Here is a 13214-nt window from a genome sequence, read left to right on the forward strand (position 1 = left end):
ACACCGGTTATTTTTAGATAGTTTTGTGCCCGGAGTGAAAATGCCAATGGCTGAAAAGACTGAATTAACGATGCACAAAATGGGTATTAAAAATGAAAAAGTTATTTCTTGGTCTTTTGGTTTTATTCTTCCACCCAAGCTATGCAGGAATTAATGTTGACTGGAAATTAGATAGCGGAGGGAGTGTATTGCGGTTTACTATTTTGTCCGCAGATTTCTCTGGCGCTCCGAGAGATTGGGATCTTGAATGTGGGGGTATTCTTTCTCGACCGCAATGCAAAATAACAATGTCGCCTGGTGGTTTCGCTGCTCCTGTATATTCATTTGATTTGCCTCAAAAAAATAAGCAAAAAGCAAGTGCGTTGGTTGCTTATTGGGCTTCTAATTTACCGAAAACCGGTGCGATATTAGATTGGGATAAGTGGGTAAAGCAGAACGGTGGTAAATCGCCCTGTATTGTTTTTAATGTTGGCACCAATAATACCGGATGGTTCGCTGATTCTTGCTCTGGTAGCGTTACTGAGCCACCCACCATTGATCCGCCAAAACCGCCGGTATCATGCTCTATGAGCGGCAATATTGATTTGCGCCACGGTTCTCTCGCCGATAGCGAAGTAACCGGCAATCGTGCCGAGAGCACGGCCTATGTTTATTGCTCCGGGGCCGCCAAAGTGAAGGTGCGTGCGCTAGCTTCCGTCGGCAGCGACAGCTACACCGTCAATTTGCGCGCTGACGGCAGCCTGAAATCGATATTGAGCGTCAATGGGGTTGTGGGTAACGCCGGGGTGACGCTGGATGTACCGGGGGGAGGATGGAAAGCGGCGACCTTCTCCTCTTTACTGATAGCCGCAGGAACGCCGGCCCCAGGGGATTTTTCCGGTTCGGCGGTGGCGGTCGTCGATGTTCTCTAACATTAAGGCAATAACGCAGAAAAAAACGGTATTTAATGCCGTGGATTAAATAATCCAATGGTGGAAAGTCTATTCCTTAATGAGGTTGCCAAATGAAAGATGTGCTCCCTGCTTGGCCACTATTTTAAATAGCCCTCTCTGAAAAAGGAGGGGCATGAAAAACCATCTAATATCATCGTCGATGACGAGCACCGTTATTTCACCGCCGGGTTGCGGTTAGGCGTTGCGGAATATGTGCAGCAGCATAATAAAGTCGCGTACTTCCTGCCACCGGGCCGCGATGTGTTGAACGACAGCGTTATGGCGGAGTGCACCGACGCGCTTTTACGGGGCAGGAGGGGTTAGCCTCAGTAATGACCGACGAAGGCGACTCCACGCCGGTGCCCCGAAATGTAAATGTGAAAATCGCCAGCTCGATAACGGGAAGGAAAGATGAAAAAAATACTCTTTTTATGGTTGTTGTTGCACGTGCCGCAGGCGGCTGCCAGTTGGGTGATCGATGCGCAATACTCGCCGTCTCAAAAGAGATTTATCGTGAAGGTAATTCGGTGGGATGAGTACGATCCTGCGCGGAATCCATTAAAAAATTGCAGGTTTACCAGTACCTGTAAACTGGCTTTTACGTACTCTGACCGCTCACATTATATAGATCCTTTTGGCTACATGGATATGCCAGAGGCGTCAGATCTAAATACGATGGGGGAATTAGCCCAGCTATTTGCACGGAAAGGTTATCTCAATCGGGAAGTTAAATCACAATTCGGCCTATACGAGGAGCCTTGTCTGGGTTTGGCTTATCCGGTATATAGTGCCGGGTCGATCCCTTATGTTCCTTTGCCAGGCGGCGAGTTTGAATGCTTTGCACCACAAATAGATCCAACCTATTGCAGCATTGCCGATGCTTATATCGAGCTGAATCACGGCACGATAAACACTAACTCAGTTAATGGGAGTGTTGCAGCGAAGCAATTTCGCGTTGCCTGCAATAATGCATTTAGCTTGGCTATCATCGCTGTGGATAAAAATGGTTCCGTCTCTCTTGGTGGTGGCATTATCAGCCATCTTAAAATAAATGGTGTCGATATTGGTTCTGGTTATCTCGACCGGATTGGCCCTGAAGGGAAAACCCTCACGCTGACGTCAACATTAAGCGGATACAGAGGCGGTACCGGCGATTTTCAGGGGTATAAGGTCATTATGCTGACTCTTCCCTGATTTATAAGCTTAGGCTTATAAAAATAAGTTAAAAATGCATTGAAACAACGGGTGAAAATGACGGGTGCAATGACGCGGTCAATCGTGTTTTTATTAAATTTTCAATCTAAATAGAATGATGGGTAAATTAGGAGGGGATAATGAAACCACTCAATATCGTCATCGATGACGAGAACCGCTATTTCGCCGCCGGCTTGCGGTTAAGCATTGTGAAATATGCACAGCAGCATAATAACGTTGCGCACTTCCTGCCGCCGGGCAGCGATGAACGGCCTGACATCGTGCTGGCTTCCCCGGCCCGGCGCACCCGGCGTTGGGCCGCCTATTCCGGGGCGCATGTCGTCACCATTAAGGAAAAGCAGACCGTTGCCTCCGGGCGCGCGAGCCGGGTGCTGTACCGCACCGACGATCAGCAGTGCCTGTTTACGCTGCTGTCTGATACGTTGGCTAATCCGAAGCCGGTATGTCGATTTCCCGCTAAGCTGTTGACTCCCCGTGAGCGGCAGGTTATCGGCTATTTACGGCGCGGGTTGGATCAATCGCAAACCGCCAGAGTGATGGGGGTGAGCGTTAAAACGGTGCACAGCCATAAACGTTCGGTGATGGGCAAGCTGATGCTAAACCGCAGCCATGATTTTATTTATTGGTTGTTATCACCAGAGGCAGAGTATTCCTAACCGTGATGGGGGATAATTTAAATTATTCTCATCTGATATCTTCATAACGCTAAAAAATCATGAGTTGTGATTAACATTCCCCAAGGGAATGTTAAGTATTTTTTTATTCATTTTCTAAATAACACAAAGGGACAGTTATGAAAACGACAGCGGCTTTACTTATTGGCGCTGGCATCATGATGATGTCTTATGCGCACGCCGGTTTTAACGGCAATCAGAATGTGCAGGGGAATCATGGCAACGCCAGCGGCGCCGGCAATAGCGATTTTGGCCAATGCATCAATGGCCAGGGGAAAAATGGCGGGCAATGTGCAGGCAACACCAATACAGACGCCAAGCCTAAAGAGAAAGATAAAGGCGAAGTCATGAATGCGATCTGTGAATCACCGTTTATGAAGAAGTACTTGCCGCTATGTCAGTAATATTGATTTTAAAATGACAAGCAGGGTTATCCTCCCTGCTTTTTTTGTGACTATTGATTAAATAGCCTGTTGTTCCGACTCAAAGCATCAGTTCGGTGAATTATTATCGTTGGCAGTGATGGTAGCTGTGCGTAATTTACGTTGGGTATTATCTACACCAAGGGAAAGGTGAAGTGGATTTGTTTTATTTTGCGATATTCTTGTTCTGTTTAAGCATCTATTCATTCTACAAACATGCGCAGCGGATGAAGAAAAGGCAGTTGTCTATCCAAGACTACGGCCATTCTTCCTGGTGGTTGGCATTACTACGTCATCATTGACGCTGCTGCACATTGTATGAGGTAGCGTTTTTTACCAGAGAGTGAGTATCCGCCTCAACGAAATTGGGCATTACTCGCCTGGCGAGGCCACTTTCACGCCTAATGCCGAGAATGCGGCAATTCGCTTACCCTTGGAGCCAACGTTTTTGGGGGGATGCAAGCAGAGAAGGGAGCATTCGTCCTGTGTCGCTGGCCTGCAGGGTGAGGCCTTTGGCCGAATAATCGAACGCAGTTCGATGGAGAGTCCGTACCCCAGAAAGCGAAAAACCCGCCATAGGCGGGTTCTTCTAAATAGGGCGACCGGACTCGGACAACCGGCGCTGGCGCCGCGTTGAACAGCGCTTCAGCGCTGGCCCGCAGGGTGAGGCCCTTGGCCGAATAATCGAACGCAGTTCGATGGAGAGTCCGTACCCCAGAAAGCGAAAAACCCGCCATAGGCGGGTTCTTCTAAATATGGTGCCCGGACTCGGACAACCGGCGCTGGCGCCGCGTTGAACAGCGCTTTAGCGCTGGCCCGCAGGGTGAGGCCCTTGGCCGAATAATCGAACGCAGTTCGATGGAGAGTCCAGTCCCTGAAAAGCAAAAACCCAGCCATAGGCTGGGTTCTCTAAATATGGTGCCCGGACTCGGAATCGAACCAAGGACACGGGGATTTTCAATCCCCTGCTCTACCGACTGAGCTATCCGGGCAACGGGCAGCATTAAACCGTATTGGCATAAAGCCGTCAACGGCTTTATGCGTGAAATACGCGAAAATGCCTCCGGTTGCTGGCTTTTCAGGCAAAGGGCGCAAAAAATGCGCCTGCCGGGGGGAGCACCTTGGGTTGTCTATGCCGTCAACCCTGTCGATTCAGCTCAACGCCCCGTTGCGACGGCACTGCGCCACCTGCAAGATGTCTTCCGCCAGCCGTTTGGCGACCGATACGTCCTGGAGCTGGCGTTTTACCAGCAGTTTGCTCAGGCAGCCTTCCTGAATCAGCTCCATTTGCTGCGCCACCATGTCGGCGTCATCGGCGTCCATTTCACGCAGCAATTCGCGGGTCAGCTCCAGCGAGGTCAGCTTTTGCTGCTCCGCCAGCTGGTGGATCGGGTGGTCCGTTTCCGGGAAGAAGCTGCAGGCGGCGATAAACAGGCAGCCGGGATAGCGGTCTTGCTGCACGTATTCCGCCAGCACGTCATAGCGCGCCAGCAGCTTTTGCTGCGGGCTCAGATTTTCGTCCAGCAGCAGCTGGCGGCGCCAGGTGTCGATCTGCTGGCCGTGGTAGCGCAGGCAGTCGTACAGCAGCGCTTCGCGATCCGGCCAGAACCGTTTGAGATCGCCGGGCTGAACGTCGAGTTTTTCCGCCAGCATCTCTAATGTGGCGGTCGCCAGGCCCTGTTGTTCCAACAGGCCCAGCGCGGTATCAAGGACGTGTTCACGTTGCACTTGTGCTTCCTCCTCTTCAGTTCAGAACCTCAGTGTTATTTATCACATCACTTTCTGCAAATGCGCGTTGAAGGCTTCCGCCTTCATAAAACCGGTGACCCGCTCGGCCGTCAGCTCGCGGCCCGCCGGATCGAAGAACAGGATCGTCGGCAGCCCCAGCACCTGCAGGTGCTTCAGCAGCGCCGCCTGTTCCGCACCGTTGGCGGTCACATCCGCCTGCAGCAGCACCGCGTTGGCCAGGCTTGCCTGCACTGCCGCATCGCTGAAGGTGTATTTCTCGAACTCTTTGCAGGCTACGCACCAGTCGGCGTACAGGTCCAGCATCACCGGTTTGCCCCGCGCCTGTTGCAGCGCGAGATCGAGCTGTTCGACGTTGTTGATGCGGGTAAAGGCCAGGTGCGGCTGAGCCGCCTGCTGCGCCTGGTCCGCACCGAAAGCCCAGTCCTGCAGCGGCCGTGCGGCGATCACCGCCGCCGCCAGCAACAGCAGTTGCAGGGCGCGCGCCCAGCCGCGTGCGCTTCTCAGGCTCAGGGCGAAGGCCCAGCCGAAGAACGCCAGGCCGAGCAGGCTCCACAGGCGCATGCCCCACAGATCGCCGATCACCCGCTCCAGCAGGAACACCGGCAGCGCCAGAATGACGAAGCCGAAGGCCTCTTTCACGTACTGCATCCACGGGCCGCTGCGCGGTAGCAGGCGGTTGCCGAACAGGGTGACGATCACCAGCGGAATGCCCATCCCCAGCGCGTACAGGTACAGCGTGCCGCCGCCGGCCCACAGATTGCCGCTCTGGGCGATATACAGCAGGATGGCGCTGAGCGGCGCGGTGGTGCAGGGGGAACAGATCAGCCCAGCCAGCGCGCCCATCAGGAATACGCCGGTCAGTGAGCCGCCGCGCTGGGTGTTGCTCCAGTTTGCCAGCCGGGTTTGCAGCGCCGAGGGCAGCTGCAGGGAATAGAGGCCGAACATCGACAGCGCCAGCGCGATGAACAGCGCCGACAGGCCAATCAGCACGTAAGGATGCTGCAGCGCCGCCTGGAACTGCAATCCGGCGGCGGCCACCACCAAGCCCAGCAGGGTGTAGGTGAGCGCCATGCCCTGCACGTAAACCAGCGCCAGCGCCAGAATGCGGCCGCTGCTTTGCGGCCGGTCGCGGCCGAGGATGATGCCGGAGATCAGCGGGTACATCGGCAGTACGCAGGGGGTGAAGGCGATGCCGATGCCGATCAGCAATGCCCACAGCGGCGAGAACGGCAGGCTGGCCGGTGTTGCGGATTGTTCGGCTGGCTCAGAGGCAGCCGCCGAGAGCGGCGCGGCTGCGGTGGCGCTGACCGCGTCCAGCGGGATGGTTCGGGTTTCCGGCGGGTAGCAGAAGCCGGCCTCGGCGCAGCCCTGATAGGTGACGCTGAGGCTGGCGTTGGCCGCCGCCTGTTGCAGCGGCACCTGCAGATTCAGCTGCTGTTTGAAAATTGCCACTTCGCCGAAGAACTCGTCCTTGTGGCTCAGCCCTTCCGGCAGGATAAAGGCGCCGAGCGTCGCCTGCTGCGGCACCAGTTTGATCTGCTGACGATACAGGTAATAGCCGGGGCGGATCTGCCAGTTCAGCATCACCTGGCCGCCTTGCTGTTTGAAATCGAAGGCGAAGGCCTGATCGACGGGCACGAACTGGCTGCCGCCCTTCGGCGCGAACAGCGAAGCCTGCGCCGCCTGCGGCAGGAAGCACAGGCTGCACAGCAGCAAAATCAGTCTAATGAAGCGTTGATCCATAACAGGTAGTCTTTATCTCCGGCCATCACCGGCAAGACCAGCAGCTCGGGCGTCTGGTAAGGGTGATGTTGTTTCAGGGTGTCGAGCAGGGCCTGCTGACGGCGGCGATCGCTTTTGAACAGCATCTGCACTTCGTATTCCTGTTCCAGTTTCCCTTCCCAGTAATACAGCGAGGTGGCGCCGGGCAGCAGCGTGGCGCAGGCCGCCAGCTTATCGCCCAGGACCCGCGCCGCCAGTTCCTGGGCGCTGGCTTCATCGGGTGCGGTACAGAGTATGACGACAGCTTCGCAATCAGACATCTTCAGCCCTCTCATCGGTTCGAATGGGCACTATACCCTGAAGGCGGATTGGCTAGAAGGCGAGTTTATCGCCAGAAAGAAAACCGGGGCCGCAGCCCCGGTCGACGTCTTACAGCATGACGCTGCCGAGCAGGAAGCCGAATACCACCGCGAAAATCACGCCCATGGTGCCGGGAATGAAGAACGGGTGGTTGAACACGAAGCGGCCGATGCGCGTGGTGCCGGTATCGTCCATCTGCACCGCGGCGACCAACGTCGGGTAGGTCGGCAGGATGAACAGGCCGGAAACGGCGGCGAAGGAGGCGACGGCGGTCAGCGGCGACACGTTCAGCGCCAGCGCCATCGGCATCAGCGCCTTGGCGGTGGCGGCCTGCGAGTATAGCAGCGCCGAGCAGAAGAAGAAGATCACCGCCAGCAGCCACGGGTGCGCCTGAATGACGCTGCCGGCCGTCTCTTTGATCCAATCGATGTTGGCCTGGACGAAAGTATCGCCCAGCCAGGCGACGCCGAGGATACAGATACAGGCGCTCATGCCGGCCTTGAAGGTGCTGGAGTTCAGCACCATGTCGGTGTCGACGCGGCACAGCAGGGTGGTCAGCGTGGCGACGCTCAGCATGATGATCAGAATGGCGTTGGTGGTGTTCATCAGCGGCTTGGCCACCAGACCCAGGCCCGGGCTGTTGATGATGGCGTAGGCGACCACGCACAGCACGCCGAGCAGGAACAGCAGCACCGAGGTTTTGGCGCGTGGTTTGATCGCCAGCGCGTTGTTGCCGCGCAGGGTGATCAGGCCTTCTTCCAGGCGTTTCAGGTACACCGGATCGTTAGACAGCTTGGAATCGAACAGCCAGGTCACCAGCAGCGACATCAACAGCACCGCGCAGAAGGTGGACGGGATCACCACCATCAGCAGGTGCAGGTAGCTGACGCCGTGGCCCTCCATCACCGAAGACATGTACACCACCGCGGCGGAGATCGGCGAGGCGGTGATGGCGATCTGGGCGGAGACCACGGCGGTCGACAGCGGGCGGCAAGGCTTGATGCCCTGTTCTTTCGCCACCTCGGCGATCACCGGCAGCGCCGAGAGTGAGATATTGCCGGTGCCGGCGAAGATGGTCAGGAAGTAGGTGACGATAGGGGCGAGAATGGTGATGTGCTTGGGGTTCTTGCGCAGCAGTTTTTCGGTCTGCTGCACCAGGTAGTCCATCCCCCCGGCGACCTGCATGGCGGAGATCGCCGCAATCACCGCCATGATGATGGAAATCACGTCGAAGGGAATGTTGCCCGGTTTGACGCCGATCAGCGCCAGCGCCAATACGCCCAGTCCCCCCGCGAACCCGATACCGATACCGCCCAATCTGGCCCCTAAAAAGATGGCCAGCAGAACGATAACCAATTCTACGGCTAGCATAATGTTTACTCCTTAAAATGAGATTTCCCGTCATCCTTGAAACTGCATCGGTGTTGGCTGCGAGCGCTCACCCCAGTCACTTACTTGAGTAAGCTCCTGGGGACTTGCGCTCTTGCCGCCTTGATGCAGTCCCAATGATTTAGGGTGTAAATTGAAAATAAAACGTTAAAATTTTGTGGGCGCCTAAAAGTAAAAAGGCACGCTATCCAGAGGATTTAGCGTGCCTTTCAGGGCTACCGGGTAGGTCTGTTATTGTTCATTTTCATCCGTATAGCGTTTGGCTTTATAGGCCGGGTGCATCAGGTTCTCCACGGAGAAGATGTCATCCAGCTCGGCTTCGGTCAGCAGGCCGCGTTCCAGCACCACTTCGCGCACGCTCTTGCCGGTTTCGGCGCAGATCTTCCCGACGATGTCACCGTTATGGTGGCCGATGAACGGGTTCAGATAGGTGACGATACCGATCGAGTTGAAGACGTAGTGTTCGCAGACTTCTTTATTCGCGGTGATGCCGTTAATGCATTTTTCCAGCAGGTTGTAGCAGGCGTTGGTCAGGATGTGGATCGACTCGAACATCGCCTGGCCGATCACCGGCTCCATCACGTTCAGCTGCAGCTGGCCCGCTTCGGCCGCCATGGTAACGCAAGTGTCGTTGCCAATCACCTTGAAACACACCTGATTGACCACTTCCGGCACCACCGGATTCACTTTGGCCGGCATGATGGACGATCCCGCCTGCAGCTCCGGCAGGTTGATTTCGTTCAGGCCGGCGCGCGGGCCGGAGGAGAGCAGGCGCAGGTCGTTACAGATTTTGGACAGTTTTACCGCCAGGCGTTTGAGCGCGCTGTGCACCATCACGTAGGCGCCGCAGTCGGAGGTGGCTTCGATCAGGTCTTCCGCCGGCACCACCGGCAGGCCGCTGACTTCCGCCAGTTTTTGCACCGCCAGCGGCTGGTAGCCTTCCGGGGTGTTGAGCGCGGTGCCGATGGCGGTGGCGCCGAGGTTCACTTCCAGCAGCAGCTCCGCGGTGCGGTGCAGGTTGCGGGTCTCTTCGTTCAGCAGCACGCTGAAGGCGTGGAATTCCTGGCCGAGGGTCATCGGCACCGCGTCCTGCAGCTGGGTGCGGCCCATTTTCAGGATGGTTTCGAACTCTTTCGCCTTGCGATCGAAGCCTTCGCGCAGCTGGTTGATGGCGTCGATCAGTTTCTGGTTGGAGGCGTACACCGCGATGCGGAACCCGGTCGGGTAGGCGTCGTTGGTGGACTGACACTTATTGAGGTGATCGTTCGGGTTCAGGTACTGGTATTCGCCTTTTTGATGGCCCATCAGCTCCAGGCCGATGTTCGCCAGCACTTCGTTGGTGTTCATGTTCAGCGAGGTGCCCGCGCCGCCCTGGAATACGTCCACCGGGAACTGATCCATGCACTTGCCTTTATCCAGCACCTCGTCGCAGGCCTGGATGATCACGTCGGCGATTTTGCGCGGGATGGTTTTGAGTTCTTTGTTGGCCATCGCCGCGGCCTTTTTCACCATCACCATGCCGCGAACGAACTCGGGGACATCGCTGATTTTGCTGTTGCTGATGTAGAAGTTTTCAATCGCACGCAGAGTGTGAACTCCGTAGTAAGCGTCTGCGGGGACTTCACGTGTTCCTAACAGGTCTTCTTCGATACGAATGTTGTTTGACATGAGAACCTTCTCTATGTGTTGCTGCCGAATTAATAATTTGTCAGGTCAAGGCTAGTAAGGGCACAGCCTAAATTAATATTGCCGAAGGCTTGGGGCGTGAAACGATTAACCAAATCGCCCGTAGCTGCCCAGATCATATGCTGGTTGGTAAGAAATGACTGAATCCAGATCACCTTATGGTGTTTAGGGATATGCCCTTTTTCGGTTCTGTGACTTCTTTCACGTTTGTGAACTTTAGCAATAAAAACCGGCTCTCGGTTGAAATGGTGGGGGGATGCCCTCATTGTAATAGTGTCGGCCGTTTACGGCCTCTTTTTTCGCGCCGTCGCCCCGTGGCGGCCGTGCCTTACCTACCGATAGGAGAACCAGGTGCGCTGGTTACCGCTACTGCTGATATTTCTGCTGGCTTACATAGAAATATCCATCTTTATCAAAGTCGCCGCCGTGCTCGGCGTGGCTGTCACCCTGCTGCTGGTGGTGTTCAGCTCCTGCGTCGGCATTTCGCTGGTGCGCAATCAGGGCATGAAAACCTTCGTGCAGATGCAGCAAAAACTGGCGGCCGGCGAAAGCCCGGCGGCGGAAATGGTGAAAAGCGTTTCGCTGGTGCTGGCGGGCTTCCTGCTGCTGATACCGGGCTTCTTCACCGATTTCCTCGGCCTGTTGCTGCTGCTGCCGCCGGTGCAAAAATCGCTGACGCTGAAACTGATGCCGCACCTGTCGGTGTATCGCCCCGGCGGTTGGACGGGCGGTGACGCCGCCAACGGCAATACCTTCGACGGCGAATTCCAGCGCAAGGACGACGAACGCCCGGTGCTGGAACACCGCCCGGACGAGGATCGCAAACCTCACGATCGTTAAGCAAACGCGGCTCTGGCCGCGTTTTTCATCTCTGCGGCACTCGTCGGACCAAAAATGCGAAATTTTTTTTGTTCGCCCCCTTGAAGGGGGCTGGAACGCCCCCATCTCAAATGCCACGAGGCCGGTAATAACAACCATCCGGTGTACAACCCTAAATCTGATAGAGACCTTCTTACAGGAGAGCGTTCAATGAGTATTCGTCCATTGCATGACCGCGTTATCGTCAAGCGCAAAGAAGTTGAATCAAAATCTGCTGGCGGCATCGTCCTGACTGGCTCTGCTGCGGGTAAATCCACTCGCGGTGAAGTGGTTGCAGTGGGTAAAGGGCGTGTGCTGGAAAACGGCAACATCCAACCGCTGGATGTGAAAGTTGGCGATATCGTGATTTTCAACGACGGCTACGGCGTGAAAGCAGAGAAGATCGACAATGAAGAAGTGTTGATCATGTCCGAAAGCGACATTCTGGCAATTGTTGAAGCGTAATTGCGCTTTATCTTCTGAACTGAACGAGTTGAAGGGAAATACCAATGGCAGCTAAAGACGTAAAATTCGGCAATGACGCTCGCGTGAAAATGCTCCGCGGCGTGAATGTTCTCGCTGATGCAGTAAAAGTGACCCTGGGCCCGAAAGGCCGCAACGTAGTGCTGGATAAATCTTTCGGCGCACCGACCATCACCAAAGATGGCGTTTCCGTTGCGCGTGAAATCGAACTGGAAGACAAGTTCGAGAACATGGGCGCACAGATGGTGAAAGAAGTGGCCTCCAAAGCGAACGACGCGGCGGGCGACGGCACCACCACTGCAACCGTACTGGCTCAATCCATCATCACCGAAGGCCTGAAAGCGGTTGCTGCAGGCATGAACCCGATGGATCTGAAGCGCGGCATCGACAAAGCGGTTGTCGCTGCGGTTGAAGAACTGAAAAAACTGTCCGTACCTTGCTCCGATTCCAAAGCTATCGCTCAGGTCGGCACCATCTCCGCCAACTCCGACGAAACCGTGGGTAAACTGATCGCGGAAGCGATGGAGAAAGTGGGCAAAGAAGGCGTCATCACCGTTGAAGAAGGCACCGGCCTGCAAGACGAGCTGGACGTGGTTGAAGGTATGCAGTTCGACCGCGGTTACCTGTCCCCATACTTCATCAACAAGCCGGAAACCGGTTCTGTTGAGCTGGAAAGCCCGTTCATCCTGCTGGCTGACAAAAAGATCTCCAACATCCGCGAAATGCTGCCGGTGCTGGAAGCCGTTGCCAAAGCAGGCAAACCGCTGCTGATCATCGCTGAAGACGTTGAAGGTGAAGCGCTGGCGACCCTGGTGGTCAACACCATGCGCGGCATCGTGAAAGTGGCTGCCGTTAAGGCGCCTGGCTTCGGCGACCGTCGTAAAGCCATGCTGCAGGACATCGCTACCCTGACTGCCGGTACCGTTATCTCTGAAGAGATCGGTCTGGAGCTGGAAAAAGCCACCCTGGAAGACCTGGGTCAGGCGAAACGCGTTGTCATCAACAAAGACACCACCATCATCATCGATGGCGTGGGCGACGAAGCGACCATCCAGGGCCGCGTTGCTCAAATTCGTCAGCAGATCGAAGAAGCGACCTCTGACTACGATCGTGAAAAACTGCAGGAGCGCGTAGCGAAACTGGCCGGCGGCGTTGCCGTTATCAAGGTTGGCGCAGCCACTGAAGTTGAAATGAAAGAGAAGAAAGCCCGCGTTGAAGACGCCCTGCACGCGACCCGCGCCGCAGTGGAAGAAGGCGTGGTTGCCGGCGGCGGCGTAGCGCTGATCCGCGTTGCAGGCAAAATCGCCGCGCTGAAAGGTGACAACGAAGACCAGAACGTGGGTATCAAAGTTGCGCTGCGCGCAATGGAAGCCCCTCTGCGTCAGATCGTGGTCAACGCCGGTGAAGAAGCTTCCGTTATCGCCAACCAGGTGAAAGCGGGCGAAGGCAGCTACGGCTACAATGCTTACTCTGAAGAATACGGCGACATGATCGCGATGGGTATCCTGGATCCAACCAAAGTGACCCGTTCTGCTCTGCAGTACGCGGCTTCCGTGGCTGGCCTGATGATCACCACCGAATGCATGGTCACCGACCTGCCGAAGGCTGACGCACCAGATCTGGGCGCAGCAGGCGGCATGGGTGGCATGGGCGGTATGGGCGGCATGATGTAATCATCCCCCACACGCTTGTGTGCTGAAAGCCCCGGTCAAATGACCGGGGTT

The 13214-nt window shown here is 55.8% G+C and carries 12 protein-coding genes and 1 tRNA gene; 7 read left to right on the top strand and 6 right to left on the bottom strand.

Annotation, left to right across the window (positions count from 1 at the left end; genetic code table 11):
- Positions 1-92: 92 nt before the first annotated feature.
- From SERRSCBI_RS24605 to SERRSCBI_RS01625, 4 genes are all read left to right on the top strand, one after another.
- Complete coding sequence (locus SERRSCBI_RS24605) at positions 93-911, top strand: hypothetical protein (RefSeq protein WP_156965080.1); 819 nt, start codon at positions 93-95, stop codon at positions 909-911.
- Between the two features lie 432 nt (positions 912-1343).
- Positions 1344-2126, top strand: a complete 783-nt coding sequence (locus SERRSCBI_RS01615; RefSeq protein ID WP_042783501.1) for a hypothetical protein — start codon at positions 1344-1346, stop codon at positions 2124-2126.
- A gap of 140 nt (positions 2127-2266) precedes the next feature.
- Positions 2267-2803 (top strand): helix-turn-helix transcriptional regulator, encoded by a 537-nt coding sequence (locus SERRSCBI_RS01620; RefSeq protein WP_042783502.1) that lies wholly within the window; start codon positions 2267-2269, stop codon positions 2801-2803.
- Positions 2804-2940: 137 nt separating this feature from the next.
- Positions 2941-3225: a hypothetical protein gene (locus SERRSCBI_RS01625; RefSeq protein WP_042783503.1), complete on the top strand. Its 285-nt coding sequence runs from the start codon at positions 2941-2943 to the stop codon at positions 3223-3225.
- 934 nt (positions 3226-4159) lie between these two features.
- Here SERRSCBI_RS01625 and SERRSCBI_RS01630 read toward each other — a convergent pair.
- The 6 genes from SERRSCBI_RS01630 to aspA form a co-directional block, all read right to left on the bottom strand.
- Positions 4160-4235, bottom strand: a tRNA-Phe gene (locus SERRSCBI_RS01630).
- 160 nt (positions 4236-4395) lie between these two features.
- Positions 4396-4971 (bottom strand): transcriptional regulator, encoded by a 576-nt coding sequence (locus SERRSCBI_RS01635; RefSeq protein ID WP_016929381.1) that lies wholly within the window; start codon positions 4969-4971, stop codon positions 4396-4398.
- A gap of 42 nt (positions 4972-5013) precedes the next feature.
- Positions 5014-6735, bottom strand: a complete 1722-nt coding sequence (locus tag SERRSCBI_RS01640) for a protein-disulfide reductase DsbD (protein WP_042783504.1) — start codon at positions 6733-6735, stop codon at positions 5014-5016.
- The gene (gene cutA, locus SERRSCBI_RS01645; protein ID WP_042783505.1) at positions 6711-7034 is read right to left on the bottom strand and encodes a divalent cation tolerance protein CutA; all 324 of its coding nucleotides are present in this window, start codon (positions 7032-7034) and stop codon (positions 6711-6713) included. The genes SERRSCBI_RS01640 and cutA overlap by 25 nt, the downstream gene beginning before the upstream one ends.
- 109 nt (positions 7035-7143) lie before the next feature.
- A complete protein-coding gene (locus tag SERRSCBI_RS01650) occupies positions 7144-8445 on the bottom strand; it encodes an anaerobic C4-dicarboxylate transporter (RefSeq protein WP_033641606.1) in 1302 nt (433 codons plus the stop codon).
- 249 nt (positions 8446-8694) lie between these two features.
- On the bottom strand, positions 8695-10131 hold the full coding sequence (gene aspA / locus SERRSCBI_RS01655; protein WP_004929659.1) for an aspartate ammonia-lyase: 1437 nt from the start codon (positions 10129-10131) through the stop codon (positions 8695-8697).
- Between the two features lie 369 nt (positions 10132-10500).
- On the opposite strand from aspA, the gene SERRSCBI_RS01660 reads away from it, so the two are divergent.
- The 3 genes from SERRSCBI_RS01660 (at position 10501) to groL (ending at position 13163) form a co-directional block, all read left to right on the top strand.
- Positions 10501-10989 carry an FxsA family protein gene (locus SERRSCBI_RS01660; protein ID WP_004929660.1) on the top strand — a complete coding sequence of 163 codons (489 nt, stop codon included), beginning with the start codon at positions 10501-10503 and terminating at the stop codon, positions 10987-10989.
- 189 nt (positions 10990-11178) lie between these two features.
- Positions 11179-11472, top strand: a complete 294-nt coding sequence (locus SERRSCBI_RS01665; protein WP_004929661.1) for a co-chaperone GroES — start codon at positions 11179-11181, stop codon at positions 11470-11472.
- Between the two features lie 44 nt (positions 11473-11516).
- Positions 11517-13163, top strand: a complete 1647-nt coding sequence (gene groL, locus SERRSCBI_RS01670) for a chaperonin GroEL (protein ID WP_004929662.1) — start codon at positions 11517-11519, stop codon at positions 13161-13163.
- Positions 13164-13214 lie beyond the last annotated feature (51 nt).

The organism is Serratia sp. SCBI (genome assembly GCF_000747565.1).
GTDB classification, from domain to species: domain Bacteria; phylum Pseudomonadota; class Gammaproteobacteria; order Enterobacterales; family Enterobacteriaceae; genus Serratia; species Serratia ureilytica.

Excerpts from the sequence above, each read along its gene's own strand:
- cutA (WP_042783505.1), bottom strand. The coding sequence starts at position 7,034 with ATGTCTGATTGCGAAGCTGTCGTCATACTCTGTACCGCACCCGATGAA.
- SERRSCBI_RS01640 (WP_042783504.1), bottom strand. The coding sequence starts at position 6,735 with ATGGATCAACGCTTCATTAGACTGATTTTGCTGCTGTGCAGCCTGTGC.
- SERRSCBI_RS01625 (WP_042783503.1), top strand. The coding sequence starts at position 2,941 with ATGAAAACGACAGCGGCTTTACTTATTGGCGCTGGCATCATGATGATG.
- groL (WP_004929662.1), top strand. The coding sequence starts at position 11,517 with ATGGCAGCTAAAGACGTAAAATTCGGCAATGACGCTCGCGTGAAAATG.
- SERRSCBI_RS01615 (WP_042783501.1), top strand. The coding sequence starts at position 1,344 with ATGAAAAAAATACTCTTTTTATGGTTGTTGTTGCACGTGCCGCAGGCG.
- aspA (WP_004929659.1), bottom strand. The coding sequence starts at position 10,131 with ATGTCAAACAACATTCGTATCGAAGAAGACCTGTTAGGAACACGTGAA.
- SERRSCBI_RS01650 (WP_033641606.1), bottom strand. The coding sequence starts at position 8,445 with ATGCTAGCCGTAGAATTGGTTATCGTTCTGCTGGCCATCTTTTTAGGG.
- SERRSCBI_RS01620 (WP_042783502.1), top strand. The coding sequence starts at position 2,267 with ATGAAACCACTCAATATCGTCATCGATGACGAGAACCGCTATTTCGCC.
- SERRSCBI_RS24605 (WP_156965080.1), top strand. The coding sequence starts at position 93 with ATGAAAAAGTTATTTCTTGGTCTTTTGGTTTTATTCTTCCACCCAAGC.
- SERRSCBI_RS01665 (WP_004929661.1), top strand. The coding sequence starts at position 11,179 with ATGAGTATTCGTCCATTGCATGACCGCGTTATCGTCAAGCGCAAAGAA.